Below are 17,789 nucleotides of genomic sequence, written 5' to 3'. Positions count from 1 at the left end.
AAGGGCGCGCCCCTCGTCGGTCAGGGAATAGGTCGACCGGTCGTCAGCTCCCGCGCGTTTCGCGAGGAGGCCGCGCCCGACGAGGGTCCGCAGGTTCGGCTCGAGTCTGGTTCGGGTGACGCTGGGATACCGGCGCTCGAGGGTGTGGATAATACCGCGTTCGTCGCAGCGCCGTCCGGTCCGCTCGCGGCGGGCGATGGCCTCGAGACAGTCACGCTGGAAGGCGGTGAGTTCGATCCACGTTGGCGGTCGCGGGTCAGGGAGCAATTTGGATCACCTGCTGTGTCATCGAGGAGGTGTTAGTGGGGTGGTGGCTCGAGTGTTACAGCGAGAGCGAACCCCCAATTTATCTGCGAGCGATGCCGCGTATCGTCTGTGGGGCGTCCGCCCCACGGGCCATCCGAGATTCATTCTGGATCACGGAGCTTTCGCCGGACGGCGCTGCAACGCCGTTCGGTCTCACCAACTGACGAGAGTCATCCTCGCCGAGTCTGTCGCTCCATACTGGCCACTAATGCCCTGATATTGCATAAATGTAATCTTGTGTCTAAAAGGCACTATACGGGGCAAATAGGGGAGCAAACGGTGTAAAGGAGACAGGAATGCGAAAATCTGGGTCATGGATGACGATCTGGGACGACCGTATACTCGAGTACATCAGAAACGAGGACTCCGGTTCGCCGAAGAAACTCGAGGAGAGCGGCTACGTGCGGGTTTCGAAATCCCACATCTCTCGGCGTCTTCGGACACTGGCAGAGCACGATTTACTCACTCATCTCGGCAACGGTGTTTACGTGATTACAGAGCGCGGTGAGGCGTACCTCGACGGCGAGTTCGATACGAGCGAGGACTGACGGGATCCTCGGTCGACGAGACAACTGAGAACGGAGAATCAGGATTCGACCACGACGGGAACTAATGTCAGTCACGTCTATGACTCGAGCACACTGCTAAACCGTCAGCTCGCCCGCGACGTCACTGGGGGCGATCGATGAGACGACTCGAGTTCGGATCGAACGGCGGCAGTTGGCAGTCTTCGTGACGAGCACACGGGCCACCACTGTACTGCGGATCGACGACTCGAGACCGTCTCTATTTTGTCGGAATTTCTCGGTGGCGTTGTCGAAGCCGCAGCGAACACGCAGACAAACGGATCACTGGGATAGTTGCGATGGCAGCGTCTAGCCGGTATAGGTGAGGAATCTTTCAAAAATAGAAGAACTCAGATTTGGGAATATACTACAATAATAACTGGGGCAAACTCATTCTTGCTCTCGCAGTTGTTGGTCGGTATGGAATCGATCCAGGCGCTGCGCTTCTGTACTAATTGCCCGATATGCGTGATTTATCCGGGAGATTCTCTTTCTCAACTGTTGTTCAGCCATCTGCCTTCTCTCTCGAGTAAGACTGAATGATGAATCGGCTCTATCGAACGAAAACCGCTCAAAGAGCAGTTTCACACGCTCAAAATGAGCGTGGGTCGCTTTCCAACTCGTGGGTCAGCAGTCGGGCACGTCTCAGTGTCTATCTTGTCTATTTAATACACTGCTATAACGCGTGTATCACACATAGGTCATATAATAAATAGGTAATCGTGGTGATGCGACACTAGACGTTACAGCTGGTTCGATCGCTCCCGCTTCTCGTTCGGAGGTGCTTCAGTCGGTGGACCAGCGAGATGCCCGATCAGCCGTTCGGGTCCCCAGTCGAAAACGGAGACTATCACCGCAGAGCCCTGATCCTACATATCAGGATTCACTCGATACGGGCACAGTGTTCGATCTGTGACAGCAATATCAAAGACGGATTGGATAGAATTACAGATATATGACTGTAAACCATCGATCCTAATTATTAGGATCTCCTGAATCAGTGCGACTCACGGAGACCGATACCCTCGAGCCACATCCGACCAAGCCATGTCATTCTCAGCAGATAGCCATTGCAAGTCACTGCACACCCAATCGCCCGACGGAGGCGCGGTTCGGAGCGATACGCGGTTCGGAGCGAGGCGCGGTTCGGAGCGAGGCGCGGTTCGGAGCGAACTCAGTGAGCGAGAACCGCGGGAACGCGAACGGTGAGTGAAACGAGCCGTGAGCGAACAGAGTGAGCGAGAACCGCGGGAACGCGAACGGTGAGCGACGCGAGCCGTGAGCAGACACAGTGAGCGAGAACCGCGGACTGTGCGATCAGGGTGTAAATCGTTGCAGTGGCTATCATAGTACGGCATCTATGAACCGAACAAGCGTTTGAATGCGCGGGAGTTCGATTGCCGGTAGTTTTATGAATAAATGGATGGATCTTGACCTATGAGCCGGTTGAGTCGCTATACCGGTTCTCGAGTGTATCTCGACGAGAGGACCCGTTCCGATAACGAGGGACGTACCGGGATCGAAGTACGGCTGGCGGAGCGTCTCCCCGGTGAACCGGACGGCGAGGGATTGCACGCAATTACCGGATGCGGACGGACGCGGAGCCGCAGTTACGGCGGGTCGCTCCCGCTCGTCCGCACGTCGACACTATGAGACACGAAACCACACCGGCAGTTCGTCGGGTTGATCGATACGAATGACTGGAACAGAAAAGATATTGGATGGCGTGACGGTTTTGGACCTTTCCACGTTCGTTACCGGCGGCTTCTGTTCGTCGATGCTCGCGAATCAGGGCGCAGAGGTCGTCAAAATAGAGCAGCCGGGGTACGGAGATGCCATTCGACACTCCGGGCCGCCGTTCGTTCAGGGTGAATCACCGTACTACTGGACGGTAAACTACGGGAAGCGAAGCCTCGAGCTCGATCTGAAGAACCCGCAGGCCAAGGAGGCGCTGTACGAACTCGCCGAAACGGCGGACATCTTCATTCAGAACTTCCGCCCGGGAACTGCCGAGCGTCTCGAGGTCGATTACGATTCGATCACGGAACACAACGAGGATATCATCTACCTTGCGATCTCCGCGTTCGGGCAGACGGGCCCGTGGCGGGAGCGATCCGGCTACGACCTGCTCATTCAGGGAATGAGCGGGATCATGAGCGTCACCGGCGAAGAAGGCCGACAGCCGGCGAAAGTCGGGCTCCCGATGACGGATCTTATCACGGCGATGTGGGCGGCGTTCGGGGCGACGACCGCCCTGTACCGACGAGAGCTGACCGGCGACGGCGAGTACATCGATCTCGGGATGCTCGAGTCCGCACTGCCGTGGCTGACCAAGCAGGCCGGCCAGGTTTTCGCCGGCAACGAACCCCGGCGAATGGGGACGAAGGATCCCGTCCTCGCCCCGTATCAGACGTTCGAGACCGAAGACAGCTACATCAACATCTGCATCCTCAACGAGAAGCTCTGGGGCGAACTGTGCGACGTTATCGACCGCCCCGACTTGCCCGAGGACGAGCGCTTCGAGACGAACGCCGACCGAGTCGATCATCTCGACGAACTCGAGGCCGAAATCGAGACCACGCTCCGAACGAAGACGACCGACGAGTGGACCGAAATCATCGCCGAGGAGGGTGGGATACCGGCGGGTCCCGTGTTCGACGTCGAAGAGGCGTTGCACAACCCGCAAATCGATGCGCGCGACGCGCTGACCGAAATCGAGCACCCGGAGCTGGGGACCATCCCCGTGATCGAACACCCGTTGAAGTACGATAGCGTCGACAGCGGGTTCGAGCGGGCACCGCCGCTACTCGGCGAGCACAATCGGGAGATCCTCCGGGAGTTGGGCTACTCGGCGGACGAAATCAACGAGATGGCGGACGCCGGCGTCTTCGGTGCCCGGCCCGACTCCGAGAGCGAGGGCGAATGAGAGACTGAGGGGCCCGGTGCGGGATACTCCCGGGATGGGAGAGAGACGCGATCGACGAACCGCGACCGATGAGCGTCGAGTCGCGATAATCGTCGTCCGAAGCAGCCGTACCGATTTCCCGAGCGGGGAGACGCCGAACGACGACCCGAAGACGTATTGGGGGTCCGACGCAACCCATATACCGAACAATGTCACCGACCGCTCCGACGAAGCGACCGACCGACGCAGCGTACGTCGACGAGGACGAGTTCGACCCGCCGACCGACCTCCTCAATCTCCCCTGGATCGACGTTCACAATCACGCGCAGACGCTTTCGTGGGCGGATCGAGAACGGTACGCGCTTTCGGGCTGTGAGGCGATGATACTGGTCACCTCGGGCTACCACTGGACGCCGTACAAGCCGGTCGAAGCGGACGACGTCCGCTTTCTCTGGGACGACGCGGTCAATCGTCGGGCGGCCATCGAGCGGAATCACTTTTTCGAGGCCAAACTCGGCCTCGGTATTCACACGGGCGTTCGGATCGAGGATCCGGACGAGCTACTGGACGCGATGGACGACTACTGCGAACTGGACGCGGTTGCAGCGATCGGCGAGACGGGCGTCACACCATCCCAACAGGTCAGTAGCTGGAACGTGGACGAACAGCGAGCGATCGTCCAGGCGCAGATGGAACTCGCGGATACCTACGACCTGCCGATTATACTCCATACGCCCAACCGATCTGCCGAATCAAAGCGGTCGTACCGCCCGGAGGTGCAGACCCCCGGCTACGAGAAGAACACGGGGCTCGGCACGGAGCCGGTGATCGACGGCGACAACCCGGCGCTCGAGGCGGTTGAACTCGACGTCGAAGCCATGCGGGATGCGGGCATTGACGACGAGCGGGTCGTCGCCTCGCACGCTGACCAAAACAATACCGCGTATCTGATGGAGCACACGGACTGCTATCTGAGCTTTACGATCGGCCACTCGTGGCTGATCGGCGTTACCGCCGCGGACGTCGCCGACGCGATCGACGAGTACGGTCCGGACCGGATCATGATCGATACGGACTGCGCGAACGTCCTCCGCACCGATCCGTTCGCGCTGAAACGAGCGATCTTCGAACTGTATCGCTACGGGATCGACGAGGCGGCGATCCGGAAAGTCGTGTTGGAGAACCCGCGGGACGTGTTTGGATTCGGGAACTGATCGGAGACTCGAGAACGTATCTGAGACCCGATGATGGTCCCCCGGCCAGCAGTCTCGTTCTCGGCCCTATTCGCCTCCGATACGAAAGAGAGCGGAGTAAATCAGGTCAGTTGGTTTCGAGTGGCGGGAGCATCTCTTCGATCCGCTCGATGTCGACCTCGAGCCAGTCGGGAACTTTCAGTTCGTCGCCGTACTCGGCGGGGTCTTGATCGATGGTGAAGCCGGGCCCGTCGGTCGCGTACTCGAAGATGGCACCACCGGGTTCGGTGATGTACCGCGAGTGGAAGTAGTCGCGATCCTTCGTCGAGGTGGTGATGTAGCCGTTTTCGCGGAGGGTGTCGCTGACCTCGTCCTGTTCCCAGCCGTTGGCGACGCGGTAGGCGACGTGGAGGTAGGTGCCGATTCCCATGCGGCCCTGCGGTGCGTTTGGACGAATGAGGACGTCGACCGTGGTGGCACACGGCGCGTCGCCGGGTGCTTCATATCGGATGCGGTCGCCCGCCTGCGGGTGAGTTGCTTCGCCGACGCGATCCCACCCCATCGTCTCGAGGACGTCCATGGTGCCGGCTGGATCGTTCGAGTGCAGCGTCGTGTTGAACATCCCGCGGATGCCGTGTTCGGCGGGAACGTCGCTGCCATCTGTCCACGGCTCGATGTCCGACTCACCGGTGACGAGTTCGAACGGAAGGCCGTCGGGATCGGTGAACTCGATGGCGGTCTCGTCGAAGCGCTCGTCGAGCGTGAACTCGACGTCGTGCTCTTCGAAGCGGTTCGTCCAGTAGTCGACCGAGCCGTCGGGAATCGTCAGCCCGACCGAGCGCATCATTCCCTTGCCGACCATCCCCTCCTCCATCGGCATGTTGGTCATCGGGAAGTAGGTCACGATCGTGCCGGGCGTCCCCTCCTCGTCCCCGTAGTAGAGGTGATAGATCTTCTCGGGAACGTCGAAGCGGACCGTTCGCTTGACGAAGCGCATCCCGAGAACGTTCGTGAAGAAGTCGTAGTTTTCCTGCGGGTCGTCACAGAACGCTGTTACGTGGTGGATCCCTGGAATCTCTGGCATGGTATGGTACACCATTACGTTTAGAGGGAACCCTAAAATAGTTTTCCATGAAATATCGGCCAGTTAGGTTTCTGCTACCACTTTTTGGATGGTATCAAACAGCGGAGCTGTAGAGGGATCTGGAAGCGGTTCCACAGAACCGTTTGCGTTCCACCTGCTGTCGAATCAGGACATTGCGGACCAGGGGCCGAGTCGAGAAGACGAGAGAACGCATCGGGACGAGCGGGAACTCATTCCCCCTAAACATATTTATTGAATGAGGGTCATGTAACAGTGTGATGCGTGCACAAGAGACACACCCACAGTTACAGGCGTTCATCGAAGAATCGGAAGACGCACCGGCGTTTCACGAACTACCGGTCGAAGAGGTTCGAGCGATCACGGACGACGTGTTCGCGGTCGAGGAACCCGAACCGGTCGGAGACGTCATCGACCGAACCATCGACGGACCCGGCGGCGACCTTCCGCTTCGGATCTACCTTCCGGACGGGGAAGAGCCGTTCGCGGTGACGATGTTCTTCCACGGCGGCGGCTTCGTCGCCGGCGGACTCGAGAGTCACGACCAGTTCTGCCGAACGTTCGGAAACACCGCAGGCGTCGCCGTCGTCGCAGTCGACTACCGGCTCGCACCGGAACATCCCTTCCCGGCGGCCGTCGAGGACGCGTACGCGGCGACGGAGTGGGTCGCCGAGAACGCGACGGAATTCGGTTGCGACCCCGACGAACTCGTCGTCGCCGGCGATTCGGCCGGCGGAACCCTCGCGGCGGTCGTCGCACACATGGCCCGCGACCGAGACGGTCCCGACATCGCATATCAGGTACTTCTCTATCCGTCGGTCTCCCCCCATCAGGACTGGGACTCGATCGACGAGAACGGAGAGGGGTACTTCATCACGGCAGCGGACCTGACCTGGTTCGACGAGCAGTACTTCGAACGCGAGATCGATGCGATGAACGTCTACGCGTTTCCGCTCTTGGCTCCCGACTTCGAAGGGCTACCGCCCGCGACGGTCGTAACGGGCGGATTCGACCCGCTTCGCGACGAGGGAGTCGCGTATGCCGAGCGACTCGAGGAGGCCGGTGTCGACGTCTCCCACCACCACTACGACGACGCCATCCACGCCTTCGTCCAGTTAGCCGCGGAGCCGTTCGAGTTCGATCGGTCGCGGGAAGCGCTCGCGGATATCGCCGACGATCTGCGAACCGCTCTCGAGTGAGACCGTCAAAACAGTCGGATCGCGTTTCGAACGGTTCGTTTCTGCGCGTCGGGCCGGCGGAGTATTCGGCTACTGCTGCCGACACGTGTTCGTCAGTTCGCCGACGCCGTCGATGCCGATGGTTACCGTCGTTCCGTCGTCCAGGAGAACCGGCGGGTCGCGGTAGACGCCGACGCCCGGCGGCGTCCCGGTGAAGATGAGGTCGCCGGGGGTGAGCGTGAAGGCCTGACTGCAGAACGAAACGAGTTCGTCGATCCCGAAGATGAGATTCGACGTCGTCGAATCCTGGCGGCGTTCGCCGTCGATTTCGGCCCAGATGTCGAGGTCGTGGGGATCGTCGATCTCCTCCAGCGTGACCAGCTCCGGGCCGGTGGGCGCGAACGTATCCAGACTCTTCCCGCGAACCCACTGTCCGTCGCTGTGTTGCAGGTCGCGCGCCGAAATATCGTTCCCGACGGTGACCCCGGCGATATACTCCTCGGCGTCGTCTTCGCTCACGTTCCGCGCTTCCCGACCGATCACGACGACGAGTTCGGCTTCGTAATCTACCTGCTCGGTGTACTCCGGATCCCACGTGATCTCGTCACCGGGCCCCGTCACCGCCGTCGGAAACTTCGAGAACAGGACCGGTTCGTCGGGGATCGGATTGTCGCCTTCCTCGGCGTGATCCTCGTAATTCAGTCCGACGCACACGACCTTCTGCGGGTCGCCGACGGGCGCGTGTCGCGTGAGTTCGTCGATGTCGTACTGATTCATGCCGGTTTCCGTCGCGTATTCGAGCGCGAGCGAGACCTTTCGCTGCCAGTTCCATTCCTCGAGCAGGGCCGAGAGGGTCCGCGGGATATCGACCCCCGCTGCCGTTCCGGACGCGGGGAGATTCACGACGGTGTCGTCGTCGACGAGTGCGCCACACCACTGCTGCTCGGTTTCTCCCGCGCTGAATTGCCCAATTCTCATTCTGACTCGAAAAACACGCCCGTGGTACTTAATCCCGATGATGGGAGGGGCCGGGCTCGATCCGCACCCGAAGACCGGCGATCCCGGTTCTCGGATCGACGATGGCCGTCATCTCGCGAGAGCCGACAGTATCTCCTGCCGTAAGATGTATAGTGTTAACAGTTCGTATGATAGGGCGATGTTCGAGATTCGTTACCAGCAGCCGAGTATGTCAGATGCAAAGCAATCGTTCCGGGAGGGGGCCAATGGCGCTTGAAGGCGAGTTCCTGTTAGCCGGACGCCTCCTGTTCGGCGTCCTGTTCCTGTACAACGGGTACAATCACTTCGCGGATTACGAGGGACGCGTCGGATACGCACAGTACAAGGGTATGGTCGCCCCGTCACTGTCTGTGATCTCGTCGGGAGTCGTCCTCGTCCTCGGCTCGCTGGGGATCATTTTCGGGGTGTATCCGGTGATCTCGGCGGGAGCGCTCGCCACGTTCCTCATCGTTGCGACGCCGTTGTTCCACGATTTCTGGAACGCGTCCGGAGAGGACCGACAGAACGAACTGAACCACTTTCTGAAGAACGTCGGCCTGCTCGGCGGAGCCCTGGTTCTGCTGTCGGTGGGAAGCGAAACGTGGGCCTACGCCGTGAACGTGAGTCTGTTCTGAAGACGAGCGTTCTCCGGGGGACGTGCTATTCACCGGAACGCCGGACGGCGTCGGCTACTTCCGCGATCCGCAGGTGCTCCTCTCCGACGGGGATAGTGTGACGGTCGGTATCGATGGACTCGGGGAACTTACAAACCCCTGCCAGTACACTGAATGACCATGCCACAGGAGTACCCCACGCGGCGTCCGACGGACGCCGAGTCCGGTCTCGAGGAGAGCGAAGCGATTCCGCCGGAACTGACCAGTATGCCGTGGATAGACGTTCACAACCACGCGCATACGCTCTCGTGGAACGAACGCGAGAAGTTCGCGATCAGCGGCTGTCAGTCGATGGTGATGATGGCCGCGGCGTACTACTGGACGCCGTACAAGCCCGTGGCACCGGAGGACGTCCGGTACCTCTGGGACGATGCGCTCAGCCGACTCGCACAGATCCGGGAATCGCACCTGGTGGACGCGAACGTCGGTATCGGCATCCACACCGGAGCGCGCGTCGAAAACTACGAGGAACTCCTCGACGTCTTGCCGGACTACTGCGAACTCGAGGAGGTCGCCGCGGTCGGCGAGATCGGCATCACCGAGGCACAACACGTCGCCGGCTGGGATCTCGAGAGCCAGAAGGACGTCACGAGACGGCAACTCGAGATCGCCGCGGACCACGACCTTCCGGCGATCCTGCACACGCCCGCCGACCTCGAGGACGTCGACTTCCCGGATCGAGTGCGCGGCGACGTTCCGGGCTACGAACTGGACCTCTCCCTGCAACAGGAGCCGGTCCTGACGTCGGACTATCCGAAACGGGAAGCGGTCGAGATCGATATCGACCTGAAAGACGACGCGGGACTGCCGGACGAGCAGCTGGTGTTGTCTCACGCGGACACGAAAATCGCGCCGTACGTCCTGGAGAACACCGATTGCTACCTCAGCTTCACCGTCAGCTACCCGTGGCTGCTCGGCGTTACGCCCACTGACGTCGCCGAAGTAGTCGCGGAGTACGGTCCGGATCGTATCCTGGTCGAAACCGACAGCGCGGGCGTGCTCCGGAGCGACGTGTTCGCCTTCAAGCGGACGATCCTCGAGATGTACCGGATGGGGCTCGACGTCGAGACGATTCGGCAAGTCGTGTACGAGAATCCGCGAGACGTCCTGAACTGATCGACGATTCGTTCGTCTCCCGTCTCCGTCCGTTCGGAACCGCGACGATCGGAATTCCGCGGGTATATTATTAAGTGCCGGTAGCGACGTAGTACGTCTATGACTTCCGACCCCGAGTACGACGTGCACGCTCGACTGGACGTGACGGTCGAGATGCGCGACGGAACCGAACTCGCCACCGACATCTATCTGCCTGCCGACGACGGCATCCTCGAGCGCCCGCGGCCCGCACTGCTCAGCCGAACGCCGTACAACAAGCGCGGGGAGCTGGAACGACACGGCGAGTGGTTCGCGAAACGCGGCTACGTCGTCGCCGTGCAGGACTGTCGCGGTCGGTTCGGGAGCGACGGGGCGTTCGAACTGTTCGTCAACGAACCGGAGGACGGGTACGACACCGTGGAGTGGCTGGCCGAGCGGGAGTACTGTAACGGATCGGTCGGGACGATCGGAACGTCGTACGGGGCGTGGGTCCAGAGCGCGCTCGCGACCCAGGACCCGCCGCACCTCGAGGCGATGTTCGTCAATCAGGGGCCGGCGAACGGCCGGACGGCGACGCTTCGCCACCACGGGGCGTTCGAACTCCGGTGGCTCTGCTGGGCGCTGACGCTCGGCGGCGGATTTGCGACGCGAGTACTCCAGGACTCGGCGCTCCAGGAACGACTGGCGAACGTCGACGTCCGCGACGTGCTCGCCGAGGGAGCGGTCCAACGCGGCCAGTCGCCCCTCCGAGAGATACCCGACTACGAGGAGTGGCTGTTCGAACTCCTGGAGACGGGCGACGCTGACGACCGCGTGTGGCAGTCTCCCGGCATTAACTTCGAAGCGTACTACGACGAGATGGCGGACGTGCCGACCGTCTACGCGGGCGCCTGGTACGATTCGTACACCAAGGGAACCTGCGACAATTTCGAGGCGCTCTCCGAGCGGAATGAGTCGGATCAGTTCCTCCTGATGGGACCCTGGACCCACGGGTGGAACGAGTATCCGCTTCCGTCCTGGAACAAACCGTACGCCGGTGAAATCGCGTTCGGGGACCGGGCGCTCTTGAACTACCAGGAGATGAGACTGCGATTTTTCGACCGCTACCTGAAGGGACTGGACACGTGGGACGAGCCGCCGGTCCGGTACTTCCGGATGGGGACGGGAGACGGTTCCCGTCGCTCGAGCGACCGTCTCTCCCACGGCGGCGAGTGGGCGACGGCCGAGGGGTGGCCGCTTCCCGAGACGGAGTACGCGACGTTCTACGCCCACCCCGACGGCTCGCTCGAGCGGACGGAGCCGACCGCATCGTCCGCTACCACCACGTATCAGTTCGATCCCGACGATCCCGTTCCGACGATCGGCGGGAACTGCTCGTCGTACGTCACGTACGAGCAACGGGACGAATCGCTCCTCGAGTATCCGCTCGAAGAGCGCCATCTCGAGACTATTACGGGCAGCGGCGGATTCGATCAACGGACGCGGCCAGACACGTTCGGCGCGGAGCCGCCGTACGGACCGCTCGAACACCGGGACGACGTGGTTGTCTTCAGGACTACCCCGTTAGAGCGCGACCTGACGATTACCGGGCCGATCCGGGTTCGACTGTACGCCGAAACGACGGCCGTCGACACGGACTTCACCGCGAAGTTGATCGACGAGTATCCGCCGTCCGATGACTTCAGTGACGGATTCGCTCTCAATCTCACCGATTCGATCTGTCGGGCGCGGTATCGCGGCTATCGAGATGACCCTGACTTCGTCGAACCCGGAGCGGTGTACGAATACGAACTCGAGCTGTATCCGACGGCGAATGTCTTCACTGAAGGCCACCGGATTCGGCTGGATATCTCGTCTTCGAACTTCCCGCGGTACGACGTCAATCGAAATACGGGAGAACGATTGTACGGCGGACGAACGGCCGAAACCGCAACGAATACGATTTACCACGACCGAAAGCACCCGACTTCCGTGGAGCTACCCGTCGTTCCGCGGTAACAGATCTCTCGGAGAGACAGTAATTCCGGCCGTGAACGCCGACCCCTTCAGTCCTACAAATTATATCAGATGTCGGACGGCGGTTGCGGGCTGCGGCGACGTGCTGCGGGTCGAGCCGTACTGTGAACTGGATTCAAAATGGCAGCAGTAACCGAGAGTGTCCGCAACTCGAGTGATGCTTTTCTGTCGGTCGACTGATCGAGCACGAATCGCGGCCCGATGCCGCGATCAGACCGAATGGGCGATGTGGAGTTCGACTTCGTTGGTCGCCGCCAACACCTCTTCGGAAACGGTCTCGACCAGCTGTTCCTCTTTGAGTCGATTCGCCGGTCCCGAGACGCTCAGCGCGCCGATAACTTCCTCGTCGTTGTTCATGATCGGCGCACCGATGGCGTTGACGCCCTCCGTCGTCTCCTGTTTGTTGAGCCCGTACCCCCTGTCGCGGACTGCTCGAAGCGTTTCCGCCAGTTCCGCTCGAGTCGAGATGCTGTTCCGCGTTCCGCCCGACAACCCGTACGTATCGACTATCTCGTCGACCCGCTCGTCCGGGAGCATGGCGAGTATCGCCTTCCCGGCCGCGCTCACGTGTAAGGGGCCGCGCCGTCCGATGTGGGCACCCGTCTGGACGGCGCTTTCGCCGACCTCCGTGTAGAGGTACACTCGACGGCCGTTCTCTTCGACGATGCACTGGGCGCGTTCCCCCGTCTTCTCCGCGAGTTGATCCACTTTTTCTTTGATCATCGGGTACGCGGTAACCCGCTGCTGTGCGTAGCCGCCCAACGTGAGAAATCGGAGCCCGACGTGGTAGCGGTCCTCGTCTTTCACGACGTACCCGTATTCCTGCAGCGAAACCAGATGGCGGTGAACCGTGCTTTCGGACAATCCCATATGTTCGGACAGTTCTGCGATAGTTGCACCTTCCAGTTCGCGAATTACATCGACGATATCGAGCGATGTTTCCGTCGTTTTCGACCGCGTTTTGATCCTGTTTCCCATAGCAGCATCATACGCGCCCTACAACAAAAATCCCACATACTCGGAAGTGAGAACTGACGAGGTCGTGGTGAGAAACGAACGGGCTACCGCACGTGACCGGACGGGTCAATCGGGATGTCCCTCTCTCCAGCACGCGCTGGAAGCGAGCGATCGAAAGATACCGAGACGCCCTTATATCTCCGTTATCCGCTCGTAGTCGCCGTCGAGCGATTCGGCGTCTTCCGGCAGCAGCGCGACGACGAGATACTGACAGTAGCCCTGAAAGTAGTCGACCAGCTTCGCGATCCGTTTCGAGTCGATCGCTTCGAGGGAATCTAACACCATAAACGGAAGCGTCTCGTAGACGTCGTGTGCGAGATACCCGGCCAGCGCAAAGACGAGTCCGGCCACGTTCCGTTCGCTCTCGCTGAGATGATCGACGGTATCCTCGTAGGAAGTGCCGGACGCAGTCGTTCTCACGATATGGAGTTCGAACGTCGTTTTGGAGACTTTCTTCCGGCCGTCACGAACCGCAGTATCGACTCGTTCGAGCCAGATGCGCTCGAGGTTTTCGTATCCGAGCCGGTCGAGAATCTCGTCCATATGGTGGTTGAATTCTTCGACCGCTTCCTGCTCTATTCGATCGATTCTCGTCCGGAGCTGTTCTACCTCGTCCCGTATCTCGTCCGCCTCGTCTTCCAAGTCGCGCTGCTCGGCCAGCTGTTCCTCGATCGCGGTGATTTCGTCGTCCACGCTCTCGCGCTCGTTTTCGAGTTGTCCGAGTTCGTACTCGAGCTGGTTCGCGTCCCTGTGAAGGGAGAGTATCTCGCTTCGCGCTTCGTCTTCCCGTTTGCCGATCGTTTCTTCGATGCGTTCGATCTCCTGAGTGAACTCGTCCCGTCGATCCTGCAGGTCTTCGATGCGAGCCGTACTCCGCTCGATGTTTTGCTCCACCCGCTGCAGCTTCGTATCCAGCCGTTCTCGACGCTGTTTCTGCTGTTGTATCGCTCGCTTCTTCTGCTTCAGTTCCTTGAGGTCGTCGTCGATCTCCCGTACCGTTTGGAATTTCGTTCGGCTGAGCTCGCGAAGCGTGTCGACGGTCGCTTCGATCTGGTCGGCCTCGACCGTACTGCCACAGGTCCAACACTGGACGGTGTCGTCGGGCACCAATCTGTCCGTCACCGATTCCTGTTCGCTCTTTTCGAAACCGAGAGCGGAGAGGATCTCGTCGTCGACGTCTTCCAGCATTCCCTCGTTGAACTGCAGAATACTCTGGAGTTCACTGATCTCCGATTCTATCGCTCGTTTTTTCGACCGAAGACGGTCGACTTCCGATTCGATCCGCTGGAGTTCATCCGCATTCATCTCCGAGAGTTCGGCCCGCTCGTCCTCTAGCTCCTGCAATTCCGATCGCAGCTCAGCGACACTGTCCTGTTCCGTTTCGAGATCGTATCGAACGTCGGTGAGTTCGCGCCTCGTCTCCTGTAACTCGTCGAGTTTCTCGTCCGCTTCGTCCTCCGTTTGCCTGCTTTCCTCGATATCGGCGTCTTTCTGATCTATCTCCTCCTCTATTTCCGAGAGCTCGGATTTTTTCTCCTCGATTTCGCCGTCGAGATCGCGTCTCTCCGCCTCCAGCGACGGAAGCTCCCGTTTCAGGGAGTCGATTTCGTCCAGTCGACGTTCCACGTCGCTTCTTCGCTCCAGCAGCCGGTCGATCTCCGACTGAATCTCCTTCGTGTCGATCGGGTGCATGATAATCTCTCGAAGATCGTCACCTCGAGCGACGGCTTGTCTGGCGTCGTTGTTCTCGAGAAGGAACGCGAAGAGATCACCGAGCGTCGGATCGTCGAAATACGCGTCGCCAGTAGTCCGAACGGTCGGTCCATCTCGAGTCAACGTCCGAGAGTAGGTTTCGCCGTCGACCGACAGTTCGACGTGCCCTTCTTCAGCATCGCCTTTGAGGGAGGCACTGTCGCTCCCCAGTGCGGCCATAAGGGCAGTCTGGAAGGAGGTGCGGTTTGTCGCGTTTCGACCGACCAGTAACGTGACTCCCGGTTCGAATGCGACGTCCGTCCGGTCGATACCACCGATATTCTCGATATCGACGTGCACCGTTCCGTGCTTCTTTTGTGTAGAATCCATATTGTCGCTCATTTTCGCTCCGAGACGGATAACTTATTTGTTCTATCGAAACGACTGTATTCCGTCTCCGAACGAAGTTACGTGTCAGTAGCGCTCGGCGTGGTCCGTTCACGCTACGGCTGTCTCTCGGTTATGCAGACCGTAGCAGAACGTAATCGGCACGCAGCGTTTTATTTCGGGAGTCGGGACTACTCCTGACAGTCACAGCCGCCGTCGTCTATGAGCGCAATCACGCCCGTTTGCGTGCCGCAGTTTTCGCAGACGGCACGGATATCGACGATAACGCGGAAATCGCCGGGGAGTAGTTCGCCCCGCTTCGCTAAACGGGATAGTTTGCTCTCCGTGACTTCCGTAATCCTGCTTCGTAACCGCTGGACCGTCTCTTTGACCGAGTTCGTGGATTCGGCGTTCTTCGTGTAACTCGCATCCCGATAGGTGGTGAGATAGGTCCGTATCGACTGGTACGAGACGAAATCGGCTTCGAGCGCGTCGACGTCGACGCCGTCCCGTTCGAGTCGCCGACGCGTTCGCGTGCGATCGGCACTGGCGACGTGCTCGTCAGTGAGGAGCCGGCAGATATTCTCCGCCTCACCGTCGAGCGATTGCATTCTGACGTCTTCCATCGCACTCTGTACCAATCGTCGGTTGAACAAGGTCGCGAGTTCGCGCAAACTCTTTCGATTCTCGCTTTCATCGGCCGTCCATAATCGTTCGAGTTCCCCGCCGAGACCCCGCAGTTCGTACGTCTCTATGAGACGGTTGACCTTGCTGTTCCGACCTCGAGTTTCGTCCAAGTCATCGTCCGTCGCGGGCATACTGCACACGGTCGGGTGTATCGAAGAAATACTTTGTGACTGCGCCGGATATCGACGCTCTCGGGCCTCGTTTCGCCGTTTCATCTCCGATCGACAGCAACGAGTAGTCTCAATCAGGGGATTACCATAACGGTGGTACCACTGTTACGAAAACTCCCGATTAGGATAACAGCAGTACCGTTGTTACAGAAGCGGTGACCAGACGGACAAACCGAGAAGAGAGTGAGATGGTTCCGCGAATTCCGGTTTACGGACAGATATGGTCTCCATCCTCGAGGCCGGCCGGGTATCACTCTGTTCCGAGAAAACGGGACGCAGGGCGTTTTCACGCGGACCCGTCTCGGCCGCCGGCTCGATCCACCCTGAACGCGGGCGGAAAGGCCATCCTCTCAGCTTCCGGAATCGACAGTTCGAAGCCACATCGACGACGTCGGGTTCCGGGGACAATGGAGAAGACGCTAACCGACGAGGCGGAGTTACTGGCGGAGCTCGTCGCCGTCGCAGTCCCCGTCGTTCCCGATGAGACCGTCATCGGCGCGTGTTCCGTCGCGGGGCCACGCCATCGTATGGACGACGAATATCTGAAAGAAGACGTCGTCGAACTGATTCTGAGCGTCGTCAACGAGGTCGAGCTGACTATCACCCACTCGCGGGAGTCGGCCAGCAGGGTCACGACAACTGCGTATCGTTGCTCGCGGAGCGCTCCGGTATCGGCCCCAGTTACGGCCGGACCAGAATCTTCACTTCGTCGCTCCCGTCCGCCATGAGCGTCTCGAATCCGTCCTCGACGATATCCTCGAGATCGATCCGCGACGTCACGAGCGCCTCCGGGTCGAAGTCGCCGGTCGCGAAGTTCCGAACGGTCGTTCCGAACTCGCGGCCGGAAAGCGGTCCCCCCTCGAACGCCGCCGTTCCGACGACGATTCGCTCGGTGACCACGATGTCGTTCGGATCGATAGCGACCGGTTCCTCGAAGAGACTCACGATAGTCGCTGTCCCGCCGGCTCTCGTGACGGTGAGTGCGTGATTGAGCGACTGTTCGACGCCGGCGACCTCGAACGCGACGTCGACACCGCCGGTCTCGTCGCGGATGGTTGAAACGGGGTCACCGTCGCTCGGATCGATAGTTACGTCGGCACCGCAGTCCGCGGCTCGCGTTCGTCGAGTCGCCTGCGGTTCCGACACGTACACCGGTCCCGCACCGGCCGCAAGAGCGGCCTGAAGGACCGCGAGACCGATGGGGCCGCTTCCGAAGACGGCGACGGCATCGCCGGGTCTGAGACCCGATTGTTCGACGGCGTGAACGCCGACCGTGAACGGTTCGACGAGCGCGGCGAGTTCGACCGGGACGTCGTCCGGAATGGGGATGGCCTTCTCGGCGGAGACGACGACGTTCTCCGAGAAGCCGCCGCCTCCACCGGAGAGGCCGACGAAGCCGCCCGACTGGCAGCGGTGATAGTTCCCCCCGTCGCAGTACTGACAGTCGCCACACCAGATGATCGGGTTGACGGCGACGTTCGTTCCCTCCTCGAGATCGACGTCAGCCCCCGTTTCGACGATCGTCCCGCCGATTTCGTGTCCGATCGTGATCGGAAGCGCGTCACCGGTGACGGGATGGGGCGCTTCGGGTATCGTGATCGGACCGGCGGCGTACTCGTGGAGGTCGGATCCACAGATTCCGCACGCCGCGACCTCGACCCGTACGTCGTTCGCACCGACCGTTTCCGGGTCCATCTCTTCGACGCGGACGTCCCTTGGACCGTAATATCGTGCTGCTCGCATGTCGAGGTATAGTTTCAAGCCAGTTGCAATAAACGTTGGTGCGGCGTTGACGGCGCCGCGGC

Annotated in this window: 15 protein-coding genes and 1 pseudogene; 8 read left to right on the top strand and 8 right to left on the bottom strand. The window is 60.4% G+C overall.

Annotated features, from left to right (window positions below; all coding sequences use genetic code 11):
* The coding region (locus PGX04_RS16790; RefSeq protein ID WP_273739567.1) for a PadR family transcriptional regulator at positions 1-267 on the bottom strand (267 nt) is incomplete at its 3' end.
* Positions 268-602: 335 nt separating this feature from the next.
* On the opposite strand from PGX04_RS16790, the gene PGX04_RS16785 reads away from it, so the two are divergent.
* From PGX04_RS16785 to PGX04_RS16775, 3 genes are all read left to right on the top strand, one after another.
* Entirely contained in the window at positions 603-854 is a 252-nt protein-coding gene (locus tag PGX04_RS16785) for an ArsR family transcriptional regulator (protein WP_273739566.1), read from the top strand.
* Positions 855-2,568: 1,714 nt separating this feature from the next.
* Positions 2,569-3,798 (top strand): CaiB/BaiF CoA transferase family protein, encoded by a 1,230-nt coding sequence (locus PGX04_RS16780; RefSeq protein WP_273739565.1) that lies wholly within the window; start codon positions 2,569-2,571, stop codon positions 3,796-3,798.
* 188 nt (positions 3,799-3,986) lie between these two features.
* Positions 3,987-4,991 carry a TatD family hydrolase gene (locus PGX04_RS16775; protein ID WP_273739564.1) on the top strand — a complete coding sequence of 335 codons (1,005 nt, stop codon included), beginning with the start codon at positions 3,987-3,989 and terminating at the stop codon, positions 4,989-4,991.
* A gap of 106 nt (positions 4,992-5,097) precedes the next feature.
* Here PGX04_RS16775 and PGX04_RS16770 read toward each other — a convergent pair whose 3' ends face one another.
* A complete protein-coding gene (locus PGX04_RS16770) occupies positions 5,098-6,054 on the bottom strand; it encodes a VOC family protein (RefSeq protein WP_273739563.1) in 957 nt (318 codons plus the stop codon).
* Between the two features lie 278 nt (positions 6,055-6,332).
* On the opposite strand from PGX04_RS16770, the gene PGX04_RS16765 reads away from it, so the two are divergent.
* Entirely contained in the window at positions 6,333-7,271 is a 939-nt protein-coding gene (locus PGX04_RS16765) for an alpha/beta hydrolase (RefSeq protein ID WP_273739562.1), read from the top strand.
* A gap of 69 nt (positions 7,272-7,340) precedes the next feature.
* Here PGX04_RS16765 and PGX04_RS16760 read toward each other — a convergent pair whose 3' ends face one another.
* Positions 7,341-8,228, bottom strand: a complete 888-nt coding sequence (locus PGX04_RS16760; RefSeq protein ID WP_273739561.1) for a fumarylacetoacetate hydrolase family protein — start codon at positions 8,226-8,228, stop codon at positions 7,341-7,343.
* A 245-nt stretch (positions 8,229-8,473) separates the two neighbouring features.
* Between PGX04_RS16760 and PGX04_RS16755 the strand changes: the two genes are divergently transcribed.
* The 4 genes and pseudogenes from PGX04_RS16755 to PGX04_RS16740 all read left to right on the top strand — a co-directional run bounded on the left by PGX04_RS16755 (position 8,474) and on the right by PGX04_RS16740 (position 12,013).
* Complete coding sequence (locus PGX04_RS16755; RefSeq protein WP_273739560.1) at positions 8,474-8,881, top strand: DoxX family protein; 408 nt, start codon at positions 8,474-8,476, stop codon at positions 8,879-8,881.
* 13 nt (positions 8,882-8,894) lie between these two features.
* Positions 8,895-9,038, top strand: a pseudogene (locus tag PGX04_RS16750) (fumarylacetoacetate hydrolase family protein); the annotation flags it as partial.
* Positions 9,039-9,040: 2 nt separating this feature from the next.
* On the top strand, positions 9,041-10,036 hold the full coding sequence (locus PGX04_RS16745; protein WP_273739558.1) for a TatD family hydrolase: 996 nt from the start codon (positions 9,041-9,043) through the stop codon (positions 10,034-10,036).
* Positions 10,037-10,135: 99 nt separating this feature from the next.
* Positions 10,136-12,013, top strand: a complete 1,878-nt coding sequence (locus PGX04_RS16740) for a CocE/NonD family hydrolase (RefSeq protein WP_273739557.1) — start codon at positions 10,136-10,138, stop codon at positions 12,011-12,013.
* A 228-nt stretch (positions 12,014-12,241) separates the two neighbouring features.
* Here PGX04_RS16740 and PGX04_RS16735 read toward each other — a convergent pair whose 3' ends face one another.
* The 5 genes from PGX04_RS16735 to PGX04_RS16715 all read right to left on the bottom strand — a co-directional run bounded on the left by PGX04_RS16735 (position 12,242) and on the right by PGX04_RS16715 (position 17,727).
* Positions 12,242-13,009 (bottom strand): IclR family transcriptional regulator, encoded by a 768-nt coding sequence (locus PGX04_RS16735; RefSeq protein ID WP_273739556.1) that lies wholly within the window; start codon positions 13,007-13,009, stop codon positions 12,242-12,244.
* A gap of 171 nt (positions 13,010-13,180) precedes the next feature.
* Positions 13,181-15,130 (bottom strand): archaea-specific SMC-related protein, encoded by a 1,950-nt coding sequence (locus PGX04_RS16730; RefSeq protein WP_273739555.1) that lies wholly within the window; start codon positions 15,128-15,130, stop codon positions 13,181-13,183.
* A 188-nt stretch (positions 15,131-15,318) separates the two neighbouring features.
* Positions 15,319-15,945 (bottom strand): rod-determining factor RdfA, encoded by a 627-nt coding sequence (rdfA, locus tag PGX04_RS16725; protein ID WP_273739554.1) that lies wholly within the window; start codon positions 15,943-15,945, stop codon positions 15,319-15,321.
* 476 nt (positions 15,946-16,421) lie between these two features.
* Complete coding sequence (locus PGX04_RS16720) at positions 16,422-16,592, bottom strand: hypothetical protein (RefSeq protein ID WP_273739553.1); 171 nt, start codon at positions 16,590-16,592, stop codon at positions 16,422-16,424.
* Between the two features lie 73 nt (positions 16,593-16,665).
* Entirely contained in the window at positions 16,666-17,727 is a 1,062-nt protein-coding gene (locus PGX04_RS16715; protein ID WP_273739552.1) for an alcohol dehydrogenase catalytic domain-containing protein, read from the bottom strand.
* Between the last annotated feature and the right edge of the window lie 62 nt (positions 17,728-17,789).

This window comes from Natrinema soli (genome assembly GCF_028618695.1).
Note: the sequence above shows the minus strand (reverse complement) of the source record. Positions and strands in the feature narration are given on the sequence as shown.

Coding starts and splice junctions, on each gene's coding strand:
- PGX04_RS16785 (WP_273739566.1), top strand. CDS start 603: ATGCGAAAATCTGGGTCATGGATGACGATCTGGGACGACCGTATACTC.
- PGX04_RS16780 (WP_273739565.1), top strand. CDS start 2,569: ATGACTGGAACAGAAAAGATATTGGATGGCGTGACGGTTTTGGACCTT.
- PGX04_RS16775 (WP_273739564.1), top strand. CDS start 3,987: ATGTCACCGACCGCTCCGACGAAGCGACCGACCGACGCAGCGTACGTC.
- PGX04_RS16770 (WP_273739563.1), bottom strand. CDS start 6,054: ATGCCAGAGATTCCAGGGATCCACCACGTAACAGCGTTCTGTGACGAC.
- PGX04_RS16765 (WP_273739562.1), top strand. CDS start 6,333: ATGCGTGCACAAGAGACACACCCACAGTTACAGGCGTTCATCGAAGAA.
- PGX04_RS16760 (WP_273739561.1), bottom strand. CDS start 8,228: ATGAGAATTGGGCAATTCAGCGCGGGAGAAACCGAGCAGCAGTGGTGT.
- PGX04_RS16755 (WP_273739560.1), top strand. CDS start 8,474: ATGGCGCTTGAAGGCGAGTTCCTGTTAGCCGGACGCCTCCTGTTCGGC.
- PGX04_RS16745 (WP_273739558.1), top strand. CDS start 9,041: ATGCCACAGGAGTACCCCACGCGGCGTCCGACGGACGCCGAGTCCGGT.
- PGX04_RS16740 (WP_273739557.1), top strand. CDS start 10,136: ATGACTTCCGACCCCGAGTACGACGTGCACGCTCGACTGGACGTGACG.
- PGX04_RS16735 (WP_273739556.1), bottom strand. CDS start 13,009: ATGGGAAACAGGATCAAAACGCGGTCGAAAACGACGGAAACATCGCTC.
- PGX04_RS16730 (WP_273739555.1), bottom strand. CDS start 15,130: ATGGATTCTACACAAAAGAAGCACGGAACGGTGCACGTCGATATCGAG.
- rdfA (WP_273739554.1), bottom strand. CDS start 15,945: ATGCCCGCGACGGACGATGACTTGGACGAAACTCGAGGTCGGAACAGC.
- PGX04_RS16715 (WP_273739552.1), bottom strand. CDS start 17,727: ATGCGAGCAGCACGATATTACGGTCCAAGGGACGTCCGCGTCGAAGAG.